At 66.5% G+C, this 21,666-nt stretch carries 17 protein-coding genes; 8 read left to right on the top strand and 9 right to left on the bottom strand.

The genetic code is table 11. The features are described from left to right. Positions 1–34: 34 nt before the first annotated feature. The 6 genes from ABRP17_RS05045 (at position 35) to ABRP17_RS05020 (ending at position 6,355) form a co-directional block, all read left to right on the top strand. A complete protein-coding gene (locus tag ABRP17_RS05045) occupies positions 35–676 on the top strand; it encodes a histidine phosphatase family protein (protein ID WP_188324919.1) in 642 nt (213 codons plus the stop codon). A gap of 27 nt (positions 677–703) precedes the next feature. Continuing rightward, positions 704–2,005, top strand: coding sequence for a bifunctional tetrahydrofolate synthase/dihydrofolate synthase (folC, locus tag ABRP17_RS05040; protein WP_349986617.1), 1,302 nt, complete (start codon positions 704–706; stop codon positions 2,003–2,005). Between the two features lie 61 nt (positions 2,006–2,066). Further along, positions 2,067–3,095 carry an SPOR domain-containing protein gene (locus ABRP17_RS05035; protein ID WP_349986618.1) on the top strand — a complete coding sequence of 343 codons (1,029 nt, stop codon included), beginning with the start codon at positions 2,067–2,069 and terminating at the stop codon, positions 3,093–3,095. Between the two features lie 40 nt (positions 3,096–3,135). After that, the gene (locus ABRP17_RS05030) at positions 3,136–3,900 is read left to right on the top strand and encodes a CvpA family protein (RefSeq protein ID WP_192080892.1); all 765 of its coding nucleotides are present in this window, start codon (positions 3,136–3,138) and stop codon (positions 3,898–3,900) included. A 68-nt stretch (positions 3,901–3,968) separates the two neighbouring features. After that, positions 3,969–5,435 (top strand): amidophosphoribosyltransferase, encoded by a 1,467-nt coding sequence (purF, locus tag ABRP17_RS05025; protein WP_188324915.1) that lies wholly within the window; start codon positions 3,969–3,971, stop codon positions 5,433–5,435. 2 nt (positions 5,436–5,437) lie between these two features. Further along, entirely contained in the window at positions 5,438–6,355 is a 918-nt protein-coding gene (locus ABRP17_RS05020; protein WP_349986619.1) for a ferritin-like domain-containing protein, read from the top strand. 17 nt (positions 6,356–6,372) lie between these two features. Here ABRP17_RS05020 and ABRP17_RS05015 read toward each other — a convergent pair whose 3' ends face one another. The 3 genes from ABRP17_RS05015 to ABRP17_RS05005 form a co-directional block, all read right to left on the bottom strand. After that, positions 6,373–7,761: an insecticidal delta-endotoxin Cry8Ea1 family protein gene (locus ABRP17_RS05015; protein WP_349986620.1), complete on the bottom strand. Its 1,389-nt coding sequence runs from the start codon at positions 7,759–7,761 to the stop codon at positions 6,373–6,375. A 292-nt stretch (positions 7,762–8,053) separates the two neighbouring features. Further along, complete coding sequence (locus tag ABRP17_RS05010; protein ID WP_349986621.1) at positions 8,054–8,899, bottom strand: protein-glutamine glutaminase family protein; 846 nt, start codon at positions 8,897–8,899, stop codon at positions 8,054–8,056. 246 nt (positions 8,900–9,145) lie between these two features. Next, complete coding sequence (locus ABRP17_RS05005; RefSeq protein ID WP_349986622.1) at positions 9,146–10,627, bottom strand: DUF2235 domain-containing protein; 1,482 nt, start codon at positions 10,625–10,627, stop codon at positions 9,146–9,148. A 259-nt stretch (positions 10,628–10,886) separates the two neighbouring features. On the opposite strand from ABRP17_RS05005, the gene ABRP17_RS05000 reads away from it, so the two are divergent. After that, a complete protein-coding gene (locus tag ABRP17_RS05000) occupies positions 10,887–11,999 on the top strand; it encodes a M12 family metallo-peptidase (protein WP_349986624.1) in 1,113 nt (370 codons plus the stop codon). Between the two features lie 9 nt (positions 12,000–12,008). Here the strand turns inward: ABRP17_RS05000 and lpxH are convergent, their stop codons facing one another. After that, a complete protein-coding gene (gene lpxH / locus ABRP17_RS04995) occupies positions 12,009–12,746 on the bottom strand; it encodes a UDP-2,3-diacylglucosamine diphosphatase (RefSeq protein ID WP_349986625.1) in 738 nt (245 codons plus the stop codon). A gap of 254 nt (positions 12,747–13,000) precedes the next feature. Here lpxH and ABRP17_RS04990 point away from each other — a divergent pair, with 254 nt between their 5' ends. Then, positions 13,001–14,224: a zinc-dependent metalloprotease family protein gene (locus ABRP17_RS04990; RefSeq protein WP_349986626.1), complete on the top strand. Its 1,224-nt coding sequence runs from the start codon at positions 13,001–13,003 to the stop codon at positions 14,222–14,224. A gap of 53 nt (positions 14,225–14,277) precedes the next feature. Here the strand turns inward: ABRP17_RS04990 and ABRP17_RS04985 are convergent, their stop codons facing one another. The 5 genes from ABRP17_RS04985 to phoR form a co-directional block, all read right to left on the bottom strand. Beyond that, a complete protein-coding gene (locus ABRP17_RS04985; protein WP_349986627.1) occupies positions 14,278–14,817 on the bottom strand; it encodes a phosphatase PAP2 family protein in 540 nt (179 codons plus the stop codon). Continuing rightward, positions 14,798–15,937, bottom strand: a complete 1,140-nt coding sequence (locus ABRP17_RS04980; RefSeq protein ID WP_188324910.1) for a glycosyltransferase family 1 protein — start codon at positions 15,935–15,937, stop codon at positions 14,798–14,800. The genes ABRP17_RS04985 and ABRP17_RS04980 overlap by 20 nt, the downstream gene beginning before the upstream one ends. 671 nt (positions 15,938–16,608) lie before the next feature. Beyond that, a complete protein-coding gene (gene ppx / locus ABRP17_RS04975) occupies positions 16,609–18,132 on the bottom strand; it encodes an exopolyphosphatase (RefSeq protein WP_188324909.1) in 1,524 nt (507 codons plus the stop codon). Between the two features lie 72 nt (positions 18,133–18,204). Beyond that, a complete protein-coding gene (ppk1, locus tag ABRP17_RS04970) occupies positions 18,205–20,292 on the bottom strand; it encodes a polyphosphate kinase 1 (RefSeq protein WP_188324908.1) in 2,088 nt (695 codons plus the stop codon). A 4-nt stretch (positions 20,293–20,296) separates the two neighbouring features. Next, complete coding sequence (gene phoR, locus ABRP17_RS04965; RefSeq protein ID WP_192095400.1) at positions 20,297–21,625, bottom strand: phosphate regulon sensor histidine kinase PhoR; 1,329 nt, start codon at positions 21,623–21,625, stop codon at positions 20,297–20,299. Between the last annotated feature and the right edge of the window lie 41 nt (positions 21,626–21,666).

The raw sequence follows: 21,666 nt of genomic DNA, 5'->3' as shown, positions 1-21,666 counted from the left end.
TCGGACCTCCTCCCCCCAAGGACGTCAAATCCGCATGCGCATCCTGCTTGCCCGTCATGGCGAAACGCCGTGGAACGCCGAAGGCCGTTACCAGGGCCAGATCGATATCCCGTTGTCGCCGATCGGTGAGGCCCAGGCACAAGCCCTTGGTGAACGCCTGAAGTCGATCGACATCACCCGCGCGGTGGCCTCGCCGCTGTCGCGTGCGCAGCACACCGCACAGCTTGCCCTCGGTGCCCGTGCCGACATGCTGCTGACCGAGCCGGACCTGCAGGAAATCGCCCACGGTGAGTGGGAAGGCCTGTTGGCCAGCGAAATCCATGAGAAAGATCCGTCACGCCTGCGCGCCTGGCGCGAAGAGCCGGACACCGTGCTGATGCCCGGCGGCGAGTCGCTGCGCCTGGTGCTGGACCGCAGCTGGCGTGGCCTGGCCCGCGCCACCGAAGGCCTTGGCGACGAAGACACCCTGCTGGTGGTCGCGCACGACGCGGTGAACCGGGTGATCCTGTGCCGCATCCTCGGGCTGCCGATCAGCCGTCTGTGGAGCTTCCGTCAGGCACCGACCACGTTGAACCTGCTCGAAGGGCCGGACATCGAACAGCTGGAGGTGGTCCGCATGAACGATTGCGCCCACCACACGCCGTTCTTCGGCGAAGCCAAGCACCGCGCGCTCTGATACCTGCACTGAACTGGACGTCCCACCGTGACCGCACTGCCCACTACGCTCGCCGACTGGCTGACCTACATTGAACGCCAGCATCCGGCCACCATCGACATGGGGCTGGAGCGCGTTCGCAGCGTCGCCACGGCGATGCAGCTGGGCGCACCTGCCACGCGCACGATCACCGTGGGCGGCACCAACGGCAAGGGCTCCACGGTCGCTTTCATCGAGGCCATCGCGCGTGCCGCAGGCTGGAAGACCGGGGCCTACACCTCGCCGCACCTGCTGCGCTACAACGAGCGCGTGCGCATCGACGGCGAAGAGGTCAGCGATGACGCGCTGGTGGCGGCCTTCGCAGCCGTCGAGGCAGCCCGTGGCGCGACCACCCTGACGTACTTCGAATACGGCACGCTGGCCGCGCTGCACCTGTTCGCGCAGGCCGGGCTGGACCTGGCGGTGCTGGAGGTCGGGCTCGGCGGGCGGCTGGACGCGGTCAACCTCATCGACGCCGATGTGGCCGTCATCACCACGGTGGACATCGACCATGCCGAATGGCTGGGCAGCGAGCGCGAGGCGATCGGCAGCGAAAAAGCCGGCATCCTGCGGGCCTGGAAGCCGGCCGTGCTGGGCGAGATCGATCCCCCGTCCAGCGTGCTGCGGCGGGCTTACCTGATCGGCGCCAATGCGATCCGCGCCGGCAGCGACTATTTCAGCGAAGTGTTGGAAGACGGCCAGTGGGCATGGCGCGACGTCGCGGTACGTCTGCAGCTGCCAATGCCGGCGCTGGCCGGCCCCGTGCAACTGGCCAATGCCAGTGCCGCCATCGCCGCCCTGCGTTCGCTGGATCGCCCGGACGGCCTGCCGTTGCCGCGCAGTGCGTACGCTGAAGGCGTTGCAGCAGCGCGCATCCGTGGCCGCCTGCAGGCAGTCGAACACAACGGCGCCACGGTGCTGGTGGATGTGGGCCACAACCCGCAGGCCGCCGCCGCACTGGCCCGCGCGCTGACGTCCATGCCCGTTGCCGGACAGACGTTTGCCGTCTATGCAGCGCTGCAGGACAAAGATGCAGTCGGCGTCGTGCAGGCGCTGAGCGAGGTGGTGACGTACTGGACCTTGGCCGGGCTGGACGGCGCACGCGGACAATCGGCCGGCGCCTTGGCCGGCCGCTTGGCCGACACCGCTGCCGCCAATGCCGCGCAGGCGCCCCGCGTGGCCGATGCGCTGCAGCAGGTGACCGCGCTGGCGGGTGCGCAGGATCGCATCCTGGTGTTCGGTTCGTTCCACACCGCCGCCGAGGCGCTGCAGTGGTTTGAGCACGCCGAACGCGCTCATTCAGCCATCTGAGACGCCGCGTCACCGCGCGGCCGTATAATCATCGGCAGTTCCCACCTGTTGCCTGCCATCCGTGGATACGTCCCTGAAACAGCGTTTGATCGGTGCCATCGTCCTGGTGGCCCTCGCCGTGATTTTCCTGCCGATGCTGGTGACCGGCCCTGCCCGCAACAGCACCGCTGACAGCGTGCCGCTGGAGGTGCCCGGTGCGCCTGCCAATGCGCAGTTTGAAACGCGCGAGCTGCCCCTGGCCGCCCCCACCGGTGGCAACAGTGGCCTGGGCGGCGCTGCGCCGTTGCAGGAAGCGGCCACGGGTGCGCCGCCTGTCGTCGATACCAGCCCGGCCGTTGCCGCGGGCGATTTTGCCGTCAGTTTTGGCGCCTATGCGAGCAAGGCCGATGCCGATGCGGTGATCGCGCACCTGAAGGGCGCGAAGCTGCCGGGTTTCAGTGAACAGACCACCATCAGTGGCAAGCAGGCCTGGCGGGTCCGTGTCGGCCCGTTCGCCGACCGCGCCCAGGCCGAGTCGGCGCGCCTGCAGGCAGTGAAGATCCGCAGCGATGTTCGCGCTGAGGTGGTCACGCTGGATGCAGCGTCTGACAGCCCGGCAGCCGCCACGGCGGCAGCGAGGGCGCCGGCTGCCGCAGCGACCACCGCACCGTTGGCGGGCAATCCGGTACAGACGCAGGCCTTGCCGGAAACGGTCCCTTCCGCTGCGCCGCCGCCCACGCCCAAGCCGGCGCCGGCGCCTGCCGCAGAGACCAAGGCCGTCGCCGCGAAGGTCGAGCCGAAGCCGGCTGCCAAGCCGGCGGCAACCCCGGCCGCTACGCCGGAAGTGAAAGCGCCCGCCGCACCGGCCGCCAGCGGCGTGGGCTTCGCGGTGCAGTTGGGTGCCTTTGCCCAGACGGCCGACGCCAATGCGCTGCGCGACAAAGCGCGCGCTGCAGGTTTCAGCGCCATCGTCGACCAGGTGCGCACCGACAAGGGCACCCTCAGCCGGGTACGTGTCGGTCCGGTCGCCAGCCGTGCCGAGGCCGATCAGTTGAAGGCCCAGGTGGCTTCCCGCATCGGTGTGGCCGGCATGGTCAGACCGCACCCCTGATGACGGACCGTCAGCGCCCCGCCTGCAGGAACCCGATCGCATGATCGACATCGTGCTGGCTGCGCTGATCGCCATCTCCACCTTGCTCGGGTTCGTGCGCGGCTTCGTCGGCATCGTCGTGGGCACGCTGTCCTGGCTGCTGGCCGGGTGGGCTGCCTTCCAGTTCGGCAATCCGGTCGCCCATCTCTGGTCGGCCCCGGCGGCACCCGGTAACGGCCATCTCGTCGGGGGCTACGTCACCGTTTTCGTGGCCGTGCTGGTGGTGGTGACGGTACTCGGCATGCTGCTGCGCACCGGCCTGCGGATGGCCCTGCTGGGCGGCGCCGACCGCATGCTGGGCGGCGCGCTGGGCCTGGTACGCGGTGGGTTCATCAGTGCCGTACTGCTGCTGATGGCCACATTCACCCCACTCACGGCTGAACCGGTATGGCAGCAGTCCTACCTGCGTGGCGCACTGCAGCCCGTGGTGGGCTGGATGGACGCGCAGCTGCCGGACGTATCGCGACCGATGCAGAACCTCGAGCGCATGGTGCCCAAGGGCATGCCGTCGTCGCTGGATGGGCTGGTGCCATCCGGGCTGCCTTCGCTGCCGAAGGACGGTTTGTCACCTTCTGTGCAGAGCCTGTTGGGAAAGCCGACCGCGACAGGCGATAATGGCGTCCTCGGCGAGGTGGTGGCGGGACGCGGATGGCCGCGTAACGTGGACCCGGCCAGGGGCGCGGCGAGCGAGTCCGCGAACGCCCCGGCACTGCCCGCGAACATCGAGTCGGCGCCTGAGCGTCCAGATCCTGCCGCTGTCCCGTGAGGCGGCTCCCCGGCCAGGCACGGCCAACATCCCTGTAGATGGGCAACGCCCAGCGGAGATAACGCAACATGTGTGGCATCGTCGGAATCGTCGGCAACCAGAACGTCGCCGGGCAGCTCTATGACGGCCTGACCGTCCTCCAGCATCGTGGCCAGGACGCGGCAGGCATCGCCACCGTCGATGGCACCCGCCTGCGTGTGCAGAAGGCCAATGGCCTGGTCCGCGACGTGTTCGACGCGCGCACCATGTCCACGCTGGAAGGGCGCGTCGGCATTGCCCACGTGCGGTACCCGACCGCCGGGTCGGAGGGCATGGACGAAGCGCAGCCGTTCTACGTCAACTCGCCGTATGGCATCGCATTGGCCCACAACGGCAACCTGATCAATACCGAAGACCTGCGTCGCCAGGTGTTCGAGCAGGACCGCCGCAACGTCAATACCGATTCGGACAGCGAAGTGCTGCTGAATGTGTTCGCCTACGAACTGGATGCACAGCGCCAGCTGACGCCGGAAGCCGCGATCCGTGCCGTGTCCCACGTGCACCGTCGCTGCAAGGGCGGCTACGCCGTGGTCAGCGTGGTGCTGGGGCTGGGCCTGGTGGCCTTCCGCGATCCGCATGGCATCCGTCCGCTGGTGCTGGGCAAGCGCAGCCATGCCGAAGGCGATGAATACATCGTGGCCTCCGAATCCGCCGCGCTGGACGTGCTGGGTTTCCAGCGCATCCGCGATGTGCAGCCGGGCGAAGCGCTGGTGATCACCGCGCGCGGCGAGCTGTTCTCCGAGATATGTTCCGAGCCGGCCGAGCACACCCCGTGCATCTTCGAGTACGTGTACTTCGCTCGTCCCGATTCGATGATCGACAACGTGTCGGTGCACAAGGCGCGCATGCGCATGGGCATCAAGCTGGGCGAGAAGATCCTGCGCCTGCGCCCGGATCACGACATCGACACCATCATTCCGATTCCCGATACCTCACGCGATGCCGCGCTGGAAATTTCCAACACGCTCGGCGTGAAGTACCGCGAAGGCTTCATCAAGAACCGCTACATCGGCCGCACCTTCATCATGCCGGGGCAGGGCGAGCGCGTGAAGTCCGTGCGCCGCAAGCTCAACCCGATCCACCTGGAGTTCCGCAACCGCGTGGTGCTGCTGGTCGATGACTCGATCGTGCGCGGCACCACCAGCCAGCAGATCGTGCAGATGGCGCGCGATGCCGGCGCGCGCAAGGTCTACCTGGCCAGCGCGGCACCGCCGGTGCGCTACCCGAACATCTACGGCATCGACATGCCGGCCGCCGAAGAACTGGTCGCGCACAACCGCAGCGTGGCGGAAATCGAAGCGCACCTGGGCTGCGACTGGCTGATCTACCAGGACATCGAAGACATGGAAGCGGCAGTGCGCGAGGGCAACCCGGCGCTGCAGAACTTCGATTCCTCGTGCTTCAACGGGCATTACCCGACCGGTATCGAGCCAGGCTACTTCGAACGCATCCAGCAGTTGCGCTCGGACGACGCCAAGCACATGCGCCGCGCCTGAACGTGACGGCGGAGGATCTGCAGGGCACCGGTGTGCCTGACGTCGGCGGTGACCTGCTGCGCGCTGCGCAGCAGTGCCTGGCCGAGTCCGATCCGCTGCGCAAGGTCGCGCTGACCCAAGCGTACGCCGCCGCGTTTCGTCGGGGTGCGTTGAAGGTCCCTGCCGATGCGGCACCGCCGGCGCCGATCCGCATGCCGGGTCGGCCGGCGCACCTGCAGCTGGTGCTGCCGCGTGAGGTGCCGCGTCGGCGCCTCGGCAGCAGCACGGGGCGCGCGGCGTTCATCCATGCCATCGCGCATATCGAGCTCAATGCGATCGATCTGGCCTGGGACGCGGTGTATCGCTTCCGGGGCCTGCCTGCTGCGTTCCATGCCGACTGGGTCAGCTGCGCCGACGACGAATCGCGGCATTTCATGCTGCTGCGTGAGCGGCTGTTGGCCAATGGCCACGACTATGCGGATTTCCCCGCGCACAACGGCCTGTGGCAGATGTGCGAAAAGACTGCCCACGACGGATTGGCGCGCATGGCCTTGGTGCCGCGCGTGCTCGAAGCGCGCGGCCTGGATGTCACGCCGCTGATGATGGAAAAACTGCGTGCGGCCGGTGACGATGAGACCGCCGACGTGCTGGAGATCATCCTGCGCGAGGAAGTGGCGCATGTTGCCGCGGGATCGCGCTGGTACCGCTGGTACTGCGACAAGGAAGGCGTCGAGCCGCGTTCGCGCTTCAAGGAACTGCTGCAGGAATATGCCGGAGGCTACCTGCATGGCCCGTTCAACATCGAAGCGCGCCTGTTGGCGGGCTTCGATGCGGATGAGCTGGCGAACCTGATCGAGCAGGCCGACCACGTCGGGCAGGCCGCGAAGCCCGCTGCGCTCGCCGAGCATGGCTCGGCGCTACCTGGCCTGCCATCCCCGTAGCGCCGGGCACGCAGCAGCTACAGCGTTGCCAGCGCCATTGGCCAGACCTCCGCCAGATGCTTACGCACGGGCTCGCTCAGCGTTTGCGACGCCTCCATTTCCTGTAATTGGAAACCGAACACGCATCCGGAAAGCACGCCGCCATAGCCTGCCGCGGTCCCAAATCCCATCACGCTGGAGAGGCGGTGCCCGTCGAAAGTATGGAGAGTCGACCCATCACTCGGGCGGCCTCCGCCGATCCAGGGTGACTGGGTCCCGTCACCGAAGGTCAGCCTGATCCGGTTCACCGCAAAGCCGCTACCTACTTCGACGGCCACGATATGTTTGCGGGCGATCACATCGTTGATGTCGGTCCACGTACCGCCATTTCCGCCGATAACGGTGGACGTAGCGCCATCCGGACCCTGTCCGCGGGCGTAATGCAGCTTGATGCCATCCACGTAGTTGTGGCCCCCCATCTGCACCGATGTGATGAGCCCTGTCGGCGCCCCCTGCGACGGCAGCGTGCTGGGGAACGGCAACGTGCAGTCATGATACGAACCGAACAGCGGCGTGAGGAGCTCACGGTCGAGGCGGGGCCTCACTCTCTCCGGGTACTTCCGCTCGCTGAAGTAAGGCCAGCAGGTGTGGAGATCGCCATGGCGCATCTGATCGTTCGATTTGAGCGCAAGCGCGGCAGCCCATGGTTGGCTGCGCTGCTTGTTGTGATCGTGCGGATGGCTGTCGATCACTTTCTTCAGTTGGCCGGCCATGACGTCGTCGTAATGCCGCGTATAGATGTCGATGTAATCGTCAAGCTGCTGCGAGAAATCGTCCGCGACGGCGCCCTCGCCTTCGAGGCGGGCACGTTGCGCGGCCTGGCGGAGAAGGCCCAGGTGGATGTTGGCGGCAGGCACGAACAGCGGGAGCAGGCGATACAGTGGGCCCTGTTTCGTGAACTGCGGCATCACGCCCTGCATGTGCACGTTCATGGAGATTTCGGTGGACCGCAGATGTTTCCCATCACCCGTCTCGAGCGCTCCCTTGTAAGTACGCAACAGGTTGGTGATGCCGGTCAGGTGTGCCCTGACCGAATCATAGATGGCGTTATCGATTTTCTCGTCGACGATTTTGTTGATTGCCTCGACGTAACTCTTCCAGCGTGAATCCGCCGGATCGCCGATTGACGTAGGAAGCAGGAAAGCGGCAAACCCTGCCAATATGCCTCCCGCTCCCGGCACGAAAATGAGACTGGTCAGCGTCGTTTGTCGGAATGCGCGGTACCAGAAGTTCGGATCATCAGGAGTTTCGATTGCTTGTGTAGCACCAGGCGGTAAGGCGAGAGCGGCAGATGATGGCAGCGCCGTGGCGGCGGCCACCAGCACGGAACGGCTAAGCAGCGTGCGCCTCGAACAGATGATGGTCACGTCGGTATTCCTTGGCAGGTGGGCGGGTGGTCAGTCGATCACGCACGGTTTGCCAAGGCCAATGCAACTGGCTGATCGATCTGGTCGCTTTTGCCAAGAACGTATCCATGGATGTGCTGATGACGACAGTTAATTACGCAAGAAAGCGCTCGTCGTCGCGTGGATGAGGTAAGTGAACGGAGAAGCGGGACACGCGTTCTTCCTGATCCCTTACCCCTCCCAGGAAGCTGCCCGCCCGGCCTAACAAACGGTGACGCTGGCTGTCTGGCCGTGCAGGCCCTCGTCTGCCATCTCAATCGCTCAACAGCGTCTCTTCGGGATCGCGACCCAGCTCCAGCTCGTTCTCCCACTCTTTTTTCAGATATCTGTCGGCATAGGCCACGTGCTGACTGTCCGGCATGCCAGGGGCAAAATCACAGTCCGACGTTGGCCATATCGAGCCGGGACTGCATACGGCGATCCTGAGCAGGGCGCCCTCGACTATCGGCGAGCGCGCAGCGTCGACCACCCGCTCCAGCCAGTCTTCCAGCCGCATGGGGCCGTCTTCGCCGAGCGCGGCATCGAGTACCCAGACCTGCTCTCCGATCCGTGTCACCGGCGTGATGTGGAACCACCAGCGCACCAAGCCCTGCTTCGCATGGGGCGTTTTGGCAGCCATCTTGCCAAACACATGGACTGTCTGCAGCTTGGGGTGCAGATGGCCGTCGACAAGATTGCGGTTGAATGCCTCGGTCCGCCAGTAGCTGCCGTCATGCGGATAGCGCCAGGATACCCTGCGCAGAACGTCGGGCGAACTGTCGTACGGCTCGGGTAGGAACCGATCTCTGGATGTGTTGGAGACATCGCGCTGCAATGCCGTCAGGTCACCACCGTGCCACTCAACGACTTCACTGGCTGCACGTTGAATGCCGACTTCATCCGCCAGATAGGCGATGTCCTGAGATGAACCACCTGCCTGCCAGTTACGCAGCACACCTGTCACGCGTCGCTTTGCCTGCTCAAAACTTTCATGCTCTTGGCGATGCGCCGATATTTCCTGTGCGTCGGTTAGCGGCGTGGTGGCGGCCGTGGCCGAGCCTGTGGCGGCAATGGAAATCATGACAGCGCAGCGCAACGCGTAGTGGGTGGGGCGACTCATGCGGGTGCTCCAGTCAGGGGTCTCCGCTTCAGAAGAGCATGTCAGCGGCAATGCCCAAGGCCGATTCGCCGGCAGTGCGGCATGCGCCCGCAGCGGAATACGGAGTACCCTGAAAACGGGGTGCCACAACGCGCTGGGAATGTCAGTACCGGCAGCGTCACATCCACGGCGCAGGAGACGACCACGTCAGTGACCTGTGCCCTCCGGCAGAACGCGGCAGGCGGCGTGCCGTGCGGCTGATCGTCGTCAGCCGTTGCCCAGCACGACCCGCTTGCCATCGTCGGTTGGCCGGTTGATGTAGAACAAGCCGGGGCCCGGGCGGTACGGCAATTCGCTCACCCCCGTATCGGCGGCGTAGGTCAGCGCGGTGTCTCCCAGCGCATCGAAGTTCCAGTGCGCGGACTGCATCACGTAGCGCTGTTTCAGCAGCGTTTCCTGCGCTGCATCCAACTGTCCGCCACGCAGCAACGTCGCGGCGATGCCGTCCAGTTCCGCCGGCAGCGCCCACGCCGCTACGTCCTCCGGCGAACGCGCCCAGCGGACGCCCGCCGCCGCCGCGCGGGCATGCATCACGCGCAGTGCCACCAGTTGGTAGCGCCAGTCGATGGGACGTTTGAGCACAACGGCCGAGTACACATACAGGGTTGGCGTGGGCAGGGCGCTGCGACTGCCCGCTTGGCGCTGGCGCAGCCACTGGTGCCAGGTATCCACCCAGATCGTGCATGCATCCAGCTGCAGCTGGTGCCGCCACCGCGCAGCCGCCTGCTCGGCGCGCTGGTGGCTGGCGGTGGCCTGCAGCCACGCCAGATCCGGCGTGGCGAACTCGGCAAATGGATGCCGTCGCACCTGTTCGCTGCGCGGCCGCGTCAGCAGCTTCGGCCCCTCTTCGGTCTGGTCGTAACCGCCGCCGATGTTGGCATGCACGCCAGGCAACAGCCGCTCTTCGTGCTCCGGCGCCACCGTGGTCAAGGCGAAATGGTGGCGATGCTCATCGCGTGCGACGAGCTGCAGCACCTTGCCGGCGATGCCGGTGGGCAGGGACAGGCGCGGCGGCTCCTCCGTACGCCGCCCGCGGATGGCAGCCACGGTGTCGAACAGGCCGATGAAGCCGATCACCGGACGCGGCAGGGCGAACGCAGGATCCACCCGCAGCCCGGTTTCGCGCAGCAGGCCCAGCCAGTGCGCGGCGTCCCAGGCCGCGATCTGGTTGGCGACATCGCGGGCAGCGGCGGCGCCGCGCGAATACCCGAACAGGTCCACCCGGATGGCCTGTACCGGTGCGGTCCAGCGCCGGGCGAGTTGCGCCAGCGCCGTTGGCAGCTGCGTCTCCAGCGCGCGGCGGACCTTGGCTTTCACCCCCGTCGCGCCAACCCCGAACGCCAGGCCGATCAGATCATCGGGTTGGCCATCACGGGTACCGGTGCCTTCGGTGTACAGCGCGAGGCTGGGTGTGATGGCATCGGCGTGCCGTCCATCGGGATACAGCCCATGCAGCCGCGCGATGTTGGTCAGGCCGCTGTCGAAGCTGCTGGTGAGGCGGCTGTTGTAAGGCGAAGCGTCATCGGCGCGCCCCACCGGTGGCAAGGCCTGCACCGGGCTGCCGCCTGCGCCGCCGGTACTGCGCCCACGCGCCAGATTCAGTGCGTTGTTGCGCGTCCCGTCGAAGAACAGGCCGATCCGCAGCAGGCCCGTATCAGCTGTGCTGTCGTCCTCTCGCACTGTGCCCATGGGTGTCCTCCCGTGCAAGGACAGTAGCGCGGTGCTGTGCCCAAGGGAACCCTCGCCGGTGGCAGTACGCAGGCGCAGCCTGCAGTCCGCATGCTTGCCGATGTAGACCAGTCGCCAGTCCGTTTTAACCGGTGGGCCGGGTGCGGCGTTTTCTGATGGAAGCGCACCGGCGACCAGCTCGTAATGACTGCATGCGCGACGAAGCGCGCCGTGCCCGGTGTTGGGCACTGCTTCGCCGGACTGCATCAAGGAGGTCACCATGTTCTGCCACCGCTTTCTTCCCGCCCTGCTGCTGGCTGGCACCTCGACAGCGGTTGCCGCCACGCCTGCCGTGCAGCTTCAGGACGCCGTTGTCCAGGCGCTGCAGGTCGAGACATCGGAGTTGATGATCCAGATCGAAGGACGGCCGGTCGCCGTTCGACGTGAGCAATCCCGCCGGCTGCCGACGGGCGATGTGGTGTGGACAGGCGCCTGGGGCGTTGCCGGCAAGCGTGAAGCCGGCGAGCTCAATCTGGTGCGATCTGCTGCAGGAATCACGGGCGTTGTGCGCATGGGCACGCAATCACTGCGTATCGTGCCGGTCGGCGGGGGCCGCCATCTGACCATGCCGCTGACTGCCCATCGGCTGCCGATGCATCCTCCGGGAGACGTGCCGCTGGGACGCGCACAGGGGGCAGCCGCGCAACTCGCAGCCCCTGCGTCGACCAGCACGATCCGGTTGCTCGTGGTGGCCACGAAGGATGCGGTGGATGGCTACGCGGGCGACCTGCGGGCATTGGCGGAACTGTCAATCGCAGAATCCAACCTCACGTATCAGCGCAGCAATCTGGACATGCGGTTGGAGCTGGCAGGATATGCCGTCACTCCCTACCAGGAGACAGGCAACATGGAAAAGTCCTTGCGTCATCTGCGTGCGCGCGATGATAGCTACATGGACGAGGTTCACGGCCTTCGTGACCGCCATGGGGCGGATGTCGTGGTGCTGTTGATGAACCGGGCTTTTGCCTGCGGACAGGCCGCGGAGATCGGCGCGGATGCCGACGGTGCGTTCATTGCCGTGCTGGAGCAATGCGCCACGGGAGACTACGTACTTGCGCACGAAATCGGCCATATCGCCGGCGCCCGTCACGACATCAAACGTGACCCCGGAACGGTTCCGTTCGCCTTCGGCCACGGTTATTGGTACCAGCCACCACGTGCATCGGGATGGAGGTCGGTCATGTCCTACGACTGTCCCACCGGGTGCCGGCGCATTGCGTATTGGTCCAGCCCTGAACTGCTGTACGAGGGTCAACCTACCGGTCTCGCGAACGAAGCGGATAACCGCCGTGTATTGGAACTCACCCGCGGAAAGATCGCCGCCTTTCGCTGAGCAGAGGCATTACAGCGCCTGGAGCGCCATCGCATCGGGCGTGACCCGCAGCACCGAACCCTGCTCGTACCAGTCCCCCAGCACGACGCGGGTACGTGCCTTCCCGGCTGCCAGCAGCGGATGGACGGCCGGTCGATGGGTATGGCCGTGGATCATCGTATCCACGCCGAAGCGGGAAAATGTTGCTTCGACTTCAGCTGGCGACACGTCAGTCACGGTCTCGAACTGCGTGCGGTCACCTTGCTTCATTTCCGACTGGCGGCTCTGGCTGGCATCGCGCGCCTTCTGCGCGAAGGCGATGCGCGCGGCCAGGGGCTGGGCAAGGAACTGGGCCTGGAATGCCGGGTCCCGGGTCTGCGCGCGGAACTGCTGGTAGGGCAGGTCATCGGTACAGAGCAGATCACCGTGTTGCAGCAGCACCGGTGCGCCGTACAGGTCGATCACACAGGGATCGGGCAGGATCCGCATGCCCGCCCGGGCTGCGTACTGTTCTCCCAGCAGGAAGTCGCGATTGCCGCGGATGAAATACACCGGCACACCGGAATCGGTCACCTCTTTCAGCGCAACGGCAACGGCATCCGCGGCAGGCGAGGGCGTGTCATCCCCTATCCACGCTTCGAACAGGTCGCCGAGGATGTACAGCGCCTCGGCCCGCAGCGCCTCATGGCGAAGGAAGCCGAGAAAGAGGTCGGTGATGGCCGGACGGCTGGCGTCCAGATGAAGGTCGGAAATGAACAGCGTCGTCATGTGCTCATTCTAGGACGCGGCAGGTGACTGATGCGATAGCGTGCCACCGCGCCAGGGAAACGAGGCGCCGCATGCGGCCGCTTGGTTGCGGCAGAGGGCAGGCCGCACGCCCAGCATTCCGTCGGCGCATGCCCGTGCGTGGCGGGTGCGTGGCGCATCCATGTGCACAACCTCGTACGGGTCTTGATTCCGGCATCAACTGGACATGCGCGGGGGCTCCCCCTGCGCAACCTTCCTTGATTCGAGGTGATGCGATGAACGCGCTTCGTTGTTATACGCCCATGCTGTCCGGGCTCGGCCTGCTGCTGGCAGCATCTGCTGATGCGGCCACCCTTTTCTCACCGGCCAACGCACCCGATACCCTGCCTGCTCGCGCCGCGCTGGCGTTGAAGCTGGCCAACCAGGCATCGACGTCCAGCGCGCCGTTGTGGGTCGACCTCGTCGATTCGGCGGTGAGGGCGGACGCCACGACGCTGGAGTTCGAGCTTCAGGGCCACCGCCTGCAGGCAACACGGGTGCAGGGACAACGGCTGGCGGACGGAACGGTCACGTGGTCGGGAACGATCCCTGCGGATCTACAGGAAGGCGAGGGCAGCGTAGACCTGGTCCGCACGCCGGAAGGGGTGACCGGGGTGATAAAGCGCGGTGAACTGTATCGCATCGAGCCTGCCGGTGGCCGGCTTCACCTGCTCAGCCGGGACACTCTGTTGCCCACACTTCCGCGCCATGCGGACGACTACCCCGCGACGTCGCTGATGCCGTCCAAGGATGACATGGCCGCAGTGGGGAAGAGCGCACCGGCCGCGAACGGGACCAGCGTGATCCGCGTGCTTGCGGTGACCACCCGCGCCATCGACCAGTCACAGGGCGCGCGGGTCAAGTCACTGATCCAGCTCGGGATCACCGAGGGCAACCGGACCTACGTGGACAGCAAGATCGACGCGAAGATGGAGTTGGCCGGGTACCAGGCCATCGTCTACGGGAGCACGTCCATGGGGCAGGCCCTGCAGTACTTCCGCGATCCACGCACGGCGGGCTCGAAGGCTGTGCGCGCGCTGCGCGACCAGGCCCAGGCCCAGGCTGACGTGGTGATGCTGGTGATGGGCAATGACCGTTACTGCGGCGTCGCACCGGTCGGTGCTCGCTCAGAGGATGCGTTCATGGTCGTACGCACGGAGTGCCTTGCAGGGAACGACACCGTGCCGCATGAGCTGGGCCACATCATCGGGTCAAGCCACAATCCCGAGAACGGCAGTGGCGCGCTCTACCCGTACGCGTACGGGCGCCAGGTCTGCAATCTGGGACGGAAGAACTGGCACTCGGTGATGGGTTACCCGTGCCCGAATCGTTCGGCACGCGCACAGAAGTGGACCAGCCCGATCGTGCTGCACGGTGGCCGGCCGACCGGAGATGCGAGGCGCTTCGACAATCGGCGGGTGATGGAAGAAAACCGCGAGCGCGTGGCCGGCTTCCGCTGAGCGGACCGTGTTAGCAGCAGCACGGGAACAGGGGAGTGTTCCTTCTCTGTTTCCTAAAGCGACAGCGGCAACCAGGCCAGGCTGGCCCACGCCAGCAGCCCGGCGATGCCGGTCGCCGCCAACACGTCGCTTGGATAGTGCAGTCCCAGCACCACGCGTGATGCCGCCACGCACAGGGTGAACGGCACCAGCAGCGGTGCCAGCCACGGGTAGTACGCCAGCGCCACGATGGTGAAAGACACCGCGTGCAGCGTGTGCCCGGACGGAAAACTGAACTCGTCCAGCGGCGCCACCCATGCGCGGATGCGCAGGTCGGCCTTGTACGGACGCGGACGCCGGGTCCAGCGCTTCAGGCCTTTATAGAGCAGCAGGGCGGCCAGCCCGGTCGCCGCCATGTGGGTACTGGCGCGCAGTCCGTCCATGCCGTCCACCAGCACCAGCGCGCCCATCAGCACATACCAGAACACGCCATCGCCCAGCCGGCTGATCGACGCGAACACGGAGCGGATGCGGCGACGGCGGCAGTAAAGATTGGCCCGCCGGCACCAGCGGGTCTCGCGGCCAAGCAACAGGTCAAGCGGCGTGGTGCGCATGGAGCCTCCGGGCGTGGGCAAGTTCGGCGAGCAGGGCATCGAACTCAGCGACAACATGCTGGGGATGCAGGCGTTTCATGTCTCGTGCGGCCTGGCCGCCCAACGTCCGGCGCAGTGCATCGTCGCCTGCCAGTCGCAGCGTCGCCTCGATGAACTGCTCGTCGGTGTCCACCGAGGCCCCGTTCTCGCCATTGCGCAGGTACTCGCGGGCCGCACCGTAGTCGAACGCGACCGTGGCGACGCCGCTGGCCATGGCTTCCAGCGTCACGTTGCCGAAGGTTTCGCTGCGGCTGGGAAACAAAAACAGATCACCGCTGGCGAAGTGACGCGACAGCGCTTCGCCGCGCTGCACGCCGCAGAACAGGAAATCTGGATTTTCATGGGCCAGCTTGGCACGCGCCGGCCCATCGCCGACGAACACGAAGCGCGCTTTCGGACGCAGCTGCTGCAGGCGCCGGAACGCCTTCACCGCCAGGCCGAGGTTCTTTTCCGCGGCGATGCGCCCCACGTAGATGGCGGCGAATCCCGTACCGTCGATGCCCCAGTCTTCGCGCAGCGCCGGGTCGCGCTTGGCCGGATCGAACTGCTGGCTGTCCACCGCCCGGGCCAGCAGGCGAACCCGCTCGAAGCCTTCGCCCGTGAGGAACTCCTGCAGCTCGCGGGTGGGCACCAGGGTGGCGTCTGCTTGGTTATGGAATCGCCGCATCCAGCGCAGCGCGGCAGCCTGCAACCAGGCCACGCCGTAGTCGGGCAGGTATTCGTCGAAGCGCGTATGGAAGCCGGTGGCGACCGGGATGCCCAGCCGCCGAGCGCAGCGCAGCGCTGACCAGCCCAGTGGGCCTTCGGTGGCGATGTAGATCGCATCGGGGCGCTGTGCCTGCCAATGGCGTCCCAGCCGGAGCGGTGCAGGCAGACCGAAGCGCAGGCCGGGGTAACGCGGCAGGGCTGCACCGGGCACCAGGAACGTCCCGTCCAGCGGCGCGCTGTCGGCCACCTGGCGAGGCCGGATCAGGTCCACCTCATGGCCGGCCTGGCGCAGGCCCAGTTCCAGCCCCTGTACGGTCAGGGCCACGCCGTTGACTTCCGGAGGATAGGTCTCGGTGACGATCGCGTAGCGCATGGGGCTCTCCCGTTTGTGGGCATGCTGTGCGCTGGCCATGTCCCTGCCGTGACCGCATTGCGACCGTCGCATGACGGGTGGTGGGTCGAACGGGTTGGACCCCCTCGCGGCGGGCTGTTTCAAGGCTACTGCGGGAGGGCCGGGCGGTGGGGCTGGGCGGGGCACGGCAAAAGCCGCTCCTGCGTGCCTCGTTTCGTGCCATCCATGGCACTCAACGCCCCCGCCCAGCCCCACCGCCCGGCCCCTGACAGGTTGCGTGGCCGCCCGCCGCGTATAAAAAAAGAAGAAAAGCGGTAGCGCCGACCCATGGTCGGCGGAATGTTTCCGGCAACGGCCCGCTGCGCTCGCCGACCATGGGTCGGCGCTACCGGCTCAGGCCGCAGCGGATCAATCGACGTGGTAGCGCCGAGCCGTGCTCGGCGGAATGTTTCCGTCAACGGCCCGCTGCGCTCGCCGACCATGGGTCGGCGCTACCGGCTCAGGCCGCAGCGGATCAATCGACGTGGTAGCGCCGAGCCGTGCTCGGCGGAATGTTTCCGGCAACGGCCCGCTGCGCTCGCCGACCATGGGTCGGCGCTACCGGCTCAGGCCGCAGCGGATCAATCGACGTGGTAGCGCCGAGCCCGCCAACGGCCCGCTGCGCTCGCCGACCATGGGTCGGCGCTACCGGCTCAGGCCACGAACGGCTTGAACTGGATTCCCAGTCCGGCCATGCCGTCGACTTCGCCGATCAGGTCGGCGCGCAGCAGGGGCCGCGGATCAATGAAGGCCTGCGGGACGATCAGTGACAGCCGATCTTCTTCCGCGGTGAGCTCCAGCGCCGGCAACGGCGTGGACTCATGCGCGCGGTTGACCAGCACCGCCAGCCGCAGCAGGGCGGCCAGCCGGCGCGCCGGCACCACCAGGCGCTCGGGCAGTGCCTCGAAGGCACTCTTGGGCACATTGCGCCGATGCGTGCGCACCAGCGCCGCCAGCATGTGCTGCTCCTGGCGCGAGAACCCGGCGATATCCGAGTTTTCCAGCAGATAGCTGCCGTGGGTGTGGTAACCGCTGTGCGCGATCATCAGGCCCATCTCGTGCAGGCGTGCCGCCCAGGACAGCATGCGTGCGTCATCCGCTTCCAGCTTCCAGGTGTCCTGCACCTGGTCGAACAACGCCAACGCCGTGGCCTGTACGCGGTCCGCCTGCGCGACGTCGATGTCATAGCGCACGGTCAATGCGTCGATCGACACATCGCGCGGATCGTTCTCGCCGGCGCGGCCGACGATGTCGTACAGAATGCCTTCGCGCATCGCCGCCTTGCTGACCAGCAGCTTCTGCAGGCCCAGGGCCTGGAACGCCGCCTCCAGCACCAGCACGCCACCGGCAATGATCGGCCGACGATCGCCACCCAGTCCGGGCAGCACGATGTCCTCGATCTTCTTCGCCTTCAGCAGTTCGTCGCGCAACTGCGGCAGGGCCTCGGCCGTGATCGCGCCCTTGCTCAGTTTCATCGTCGCGCAGATTTCACTGATCGCCTTGTGCGTACCCGACGATCCCAGTGCCTCGTCCCAGCCCAGCGCCCGGTACTTGCTGGCAAAGGGCTGGAACTCGCGGCCGATCTCGGCCAGCGCGTCTTTCCAGCGCTTGCGGCTGAGCTTGCCACCGGGGAAGAAACGCCGCGTACTGGCAATGCAGCCCGCCTGCAGGCTTTCGCGCTCCAGGGTCTGCATGCCGGATCCGATGATGAACTCGGTGGAGCCGCCGCCGATGTCGATCACCAGGCGGCGCTGGCCTTCTTTCGGCGGCTGTGCGTGGGCCACGCCCAGGTAGATCAGGCGCGCTTCTTCGCGGCCGCTGACTACCTCGATGGAATGGCCCAGCGCGGTCTCGGCCGGCATCAGGAACGCCTGCGGCGAGCGCAGTTGGCGCACGGTGTTGGTGGCCAGTGCGCGCACGCGGTGCGGTGGTACATCGCGGATGCGCTGGCCGAAGCGGGCCAGGCATTCCAGCGCGCGCTGGCGCGCCTCACTGGACAGCCCGCCCTTTCCGTCCAGGCCATCGGCCATGCGCACGGTCTCGCGCAGGCGATCCACTACACGCAGTTGCCCCAGCGTGTAACGGGCGATGACCATGTGGAAACTGTTGGAGCCAAGGTCGATGGCGGCCAGCAGGTCACCATCATTGAGCGCGGGGGAAGTCGTGGTATGCGGCATGCGCAGATAGTAGCCGAAGGCGGGTGCTGCTCGTCACCGCACCGCCTTCACGTCATTGCAGTGCAGCGGCCGTCAAAGCCCCTGCATCAGCCCCATCTGTGCCGAATGCGGTGCCTCATCGTGCGCCGGTGCCAGCTTCACGTAGCGCCCGTCGGCCTGCAGTTCCCAAGCATTGAGGTTGTCATCCAGGTAGTTCTGCAGCACCTCGCGGTACACGCGGCGGGCCAGCGCCGGATCCAGGATCGGGAAGCCGGTTTCCACCCGCCGCAGCAGGTTGCGTTCCAGCCAGTCCGCACTGGCGCAGTACAGTTCCGGCGCGCCGTCGTTGCCGAACCAGTACACCCGGCTGTGTTCCAGGAAACGGCCGACGATCGAGCGCACGCGGATGGTGTCGGACACCCCCGGCACGCCTGGCCGCAGCGTGCACGCACCGCGGATGATCAGGTCGATCTGCACGCCCGCCTGCGAGGCGGCATACAGCGCACGCACCACCTGCGGTTCGTTGAGGGCATTCATCTTGGCGATGATGCGTGCGGGATGCCCGGCCTTGGCGATGGCGGTCTCGCGTTCGATGCGCTTGAGCACGCCGGTATGCAGGGTGAAGGGCGACTGCAGCAGGTGCTTCAGCTTGGCCTTGGAGGCCAGTCCGGACAGCTGCTGGAACAACAGGTGCACGTCGTTGCCGATGTCCGCATCGGCGGTGATCAGGCTGATGTCGGTATAGGCGCGTGCGGTGCCACTGTGATAATTGCCGGTGCCCAGATGTACGTAGCGGCGCAGCTTGCGGCCTTCGCGACGTACGATCAGCAGCATTTTGGCGTGGGTCTTGAAGCCGACCACGCCGTATACCACCTGCACGCCGGCTTCCTGCAGGCGATCGGCCAGGCCCAGGTTGGCCTCTTCGTCGAAGCGCGCACGCAGTTCCACCACCACGGTGACGTCCTTGCCGTTGTGCGCGGCCTGGATGAGCGCCTCCACGATCAGCGAGTCCTTGCCGGTGCGGTACAGCGTCTGCTTGATCGCCAGGACGTTCGGATCCACCGCGGCCTGCTTGATCAGGTCCAGCACCGTGCCGAACGAGTCGAACGGGTGGTGCAGCAGCACATCCTGGCGGGCCACGGTTTCGAAGATGCCATCCCCTTCGCGGGTGGTGCGCGGGGACATCGGCGGGTACTTCAGGTCCGGGCGTGCCAGCACGTCATACAACTGGATGACGCGGTTGAGGTTGACCGGGCCATCGATGTAATAGACCGCGTTCTCGGTCAGGCCGAAGTTCTGCAGCAGGGTGCGCACGATGTCACGTGGCGTGTCCTGGGCGATCTCCAGGCGCACCGCCGGCCGGTAGCCGCGGTCGACCAGCTCATCGCGCAGTGCCAGTGCCAGGTTTTCGACTTCTTCTTCGTCTACCACCAGCTCGGAATTGCGGGTGACGCGGAACTGGTACGCGCCCTCGACCTCCATCCCCGGGAACAGCTCATCGACGAACGCCGACAGCATCGAGGACAGGAACACGAAGTTCTGCCCACCGCCCAGCCGCTCCGGCAGCTGGATGATGCGCGGCAGCGAGCGCGGAGCGCGCACGATGGCCAGGTGGCCACTGCGGCCGAACGCATCCACGCCCTTCAGCACCACCACGATGTTCAGCGACTTGTTGAGGATCTTCGGGAACGGATGTACCGGATCCAGGCCGAGCGGCGACAGCACCGGCATGATCTCGTTGCGGAAATAGGCGCGCAGCCAGCGTTTCTGCCGGTGCGTCCACGAATGGCGGCCCAGTACGCCGATGCCGGCGTCCTGCAGGGCAGGGCGCAGCACGTCGTTCCAGCAACGGTACTGCTGGTCCACCAGCTCGGCGGCGCGGTCATGGATGGCGTTGAGAATCGCCTGTGGGCTCATGCCGTCCGGTGCCGGCGGCAGACCGAATTCCTGCGCGTGGCGCACGGCGGCAGCACGGATCTCGAAGAACTCGTCCAGGTTCGTGCAGGAAATGCACATGAAGCGCAGACGCTCCAGCAGCGGCACCTGGGCGTCCAGCGCCTGCGCCAGCACACGGAAGTTGAAGTCCAGCTGGGACAGCTCACGGTTGATGTAAAGCGCCGGATCCCGCAGTGGATCGGCTTCCGGATTCAGGGGAACGGGGAGGGATCCAAGGCTGCTCATGATGTCAATCTTCGGCGTGGTGATGGGGAGCCGTCTCACGCACGCGTACGTGCTCGGCGTCGAAATGGCAGGAAAACGTCGAGCCCTTGCCGACCTCGCTCTGGATTTCCAGGCGGGCGTGGTGCAGGCCGAGGATGTGCTTGACGATGGACAGGCCCAGGCCGGTGCCGCCGCTTTCGCGCGAACGGCTGCTGGACACGCGGTAGAACCGCTCGGTCAGGCGGGGCAGGTGGTTGGCCGGGATGCCGTAGCCGGTGTCACGCACCGCCAGCATCACCCCGTCGCCTTCGCGGCTGAAGGTCACCCGCACCTGGCCGTCCACAGGGGTGTAGCGCACGGCATTGGTGACCAGGTTGGAGAACGCACTGTGCAGTTCCTTGATGGATCCGCTCAGGTCCACGCCGGCCAGATCTTCCACGGTGATCCTGTGCCGGCCCTGGCTGTGCGCTTCGGCCTCGCGTCGCAGGGTGGCCAGCATCGGCAGCATGGCTACGGTCTCGGCCTCGCCGGTTTCCTGCGATTCCAGCCGCGACAGGGTCAGCAGGTCTTCCACCAGCTGGGCCATGCGCTGGCTCTGCTTGCGCATTTCTTCCAGCATCGGCCCGGTGCCCGGGAAATCTTCCGGGTCCATCATGTCCAGGTAACCGTGCACCACGGTCAGGGGGGTGCGCAGCTCGTGCGACACGTTGGCCACGAAGTCACGACGTACCTGTTCCAGCCGCAGCAGCTTGCTGACATCGCGGGCGATCAGCAGCCAGTGGTCGGACGAATACGGAATCAGGCGCAGGTTGAGGCGTATCGCCGGATCGACCGGCGAAGCGACGTCCAGAATCGGTTCGGCATTGCGGCCACCGGCCAGCCAATGTGCCAGCGGCATCGGTTGCAGGCGCTGCACCAGCGCCTGGCCCAGATCGCCCGGATGGTGCAGGCCGAGCAGCGTGGTGGCGGCTTCGTTGAACCACTGCACGCGCTGGCTGTTGCGGTCCAGCACCACCACTGCATCGGGCAGGGCGGCGGCGGCGGCACGGTAGCTGCGCAGCATGTCCAGCAGGCGGCGCTTGCGCACGCGCATTTCGTGCTGGTTGCGCGATACCACGCGGTCCAGCTCGTTCCACACGCCGGCACCCTCGGCGATCTCCCAGCGCTGCCGCGCGGTCAACCGGCCCAGCACCCGGCGCAGACGCCAGTAATGCCAGCCCAGTGCGCCGATCGCCGCCACGGCGAGCCCCATCCAGACATCGCCCAGCAACGCACCCACCACGCCGGCCAACACCAGCACCGTGGCCAGGGTGGCCAGGGTCTTCAACCAGGCAGAACGGATGTGACGCGGCATTGCAGGTACCAGTGAAAGTGAATGAAGAAGGTCGCCCAGCC

The organism is Stenotrophomonas sp. WHRI 8082, assembly GCF_040223995.2.
GTDB lineage: Bacteria > Pseudomonadota > Gammaproteobacteria > Xanthomonadales > Xanthomonadaceae > Stenotrophomonas.
Note: the sequence above shows the minus strand (reverse complement) of the source record. Positions and strands in the feature narration are given on the sequence as shown.

Excerpts from the sequence above, each read along its gene's own strand:
- ABRP17_RS04980 (WP_188324910.1), bottom strand. The coding sequence starts at position 15,937 with ATGCGCTACGCGATCGTCACCGAGACCTATCCTCCGGAAGTCAACGGC.
- phoR (WP_192095400.1), bottom strand. The coding sequence starts at position 21,625 with ATGCCGCGTCACATCCGTTCTGCCTGGTTGAAGACCCTGGCCACCCTG.
- ABRP17_RS04990 (WP_349986626.1), top strand. The coding sequence starts at position 13,001 with ATGAACGCGCTTCGTTGTTATACGCCCATGCTGTCCGGGCTCGGCCTG.
- ABRP17_RS05010 (WP_349986621.1), bottom strand. The coding sequence starts at position 8,899 with ATGAGTCGCCCCACCCACTACGCGTTGCGCTGCGCTGTCATGATTTCC.
- lpxH (WP_349986625.1), bottom strand. The coding sequence starts at position 12,746 with ATGACGACGCTGTTCATTTCCGACCTTCATCTGGACGCCAGCCGTCCG.
- ABRP17_RS05005 (WP_349986622.1), bottom strand. The coding sequence starts at position 10,627 with ATGGGCACAGTGCGAGAGGACGACAGCACAGCTGATACGGGCCTGCTG.
- ABRP17_RS04985 (WP_349986627.1), bottom strand. The coding sequence starts at position 14,817 with ATGCGCACCACGCCGCTTGACCTGTTGCTTGGCCGCGAGACCCGCTGG.
- purF (WP_188324915.1), top strand. The coding sequence starts at position 3,969 with ATGTGTGGCATCGTCGGAATCGTCGGCAACCAGAACGTCGCCGGGCAG.
- ABRP17_RS05030 (WP_192080892.1), top strand. The coding sequence starts at position 3,136 with ATGATCGACATCGTGCTGGCTGCGCTGATCGCCATCTCCACCTTGCTC.
- ppk1 (WP_188324908.1), bottom strand. The coding sequence starts at position 20,292 with ATGAGCAGCCTTGGATCCCTCCCCGTTCCCCTGAATCCGGAAGCCGAT.
- ABRP17_RS05045 (WP_188324919.1), top strand. The coding sequence starts at position 35 with ATGCGCATCCTGCTTGCCCGTCATGGCGAAACGCCGTGGAACGCCGAA.
- ABRP17_RS05000 (WP_349986624.1), top strand. The coding sequence starts at position 10,887 with ATGTTCTGCCACCGCTTTCTTCCCGCCCTGCTGCTGGCTGGCACCTCG.
- ppx (WP_188324909.1), bottom strand. The coding sequence starts at position 18,132 with ATGCCGCATACCACGACTTCCCCCGCGCTCAATGATGGTGACCTGCTG.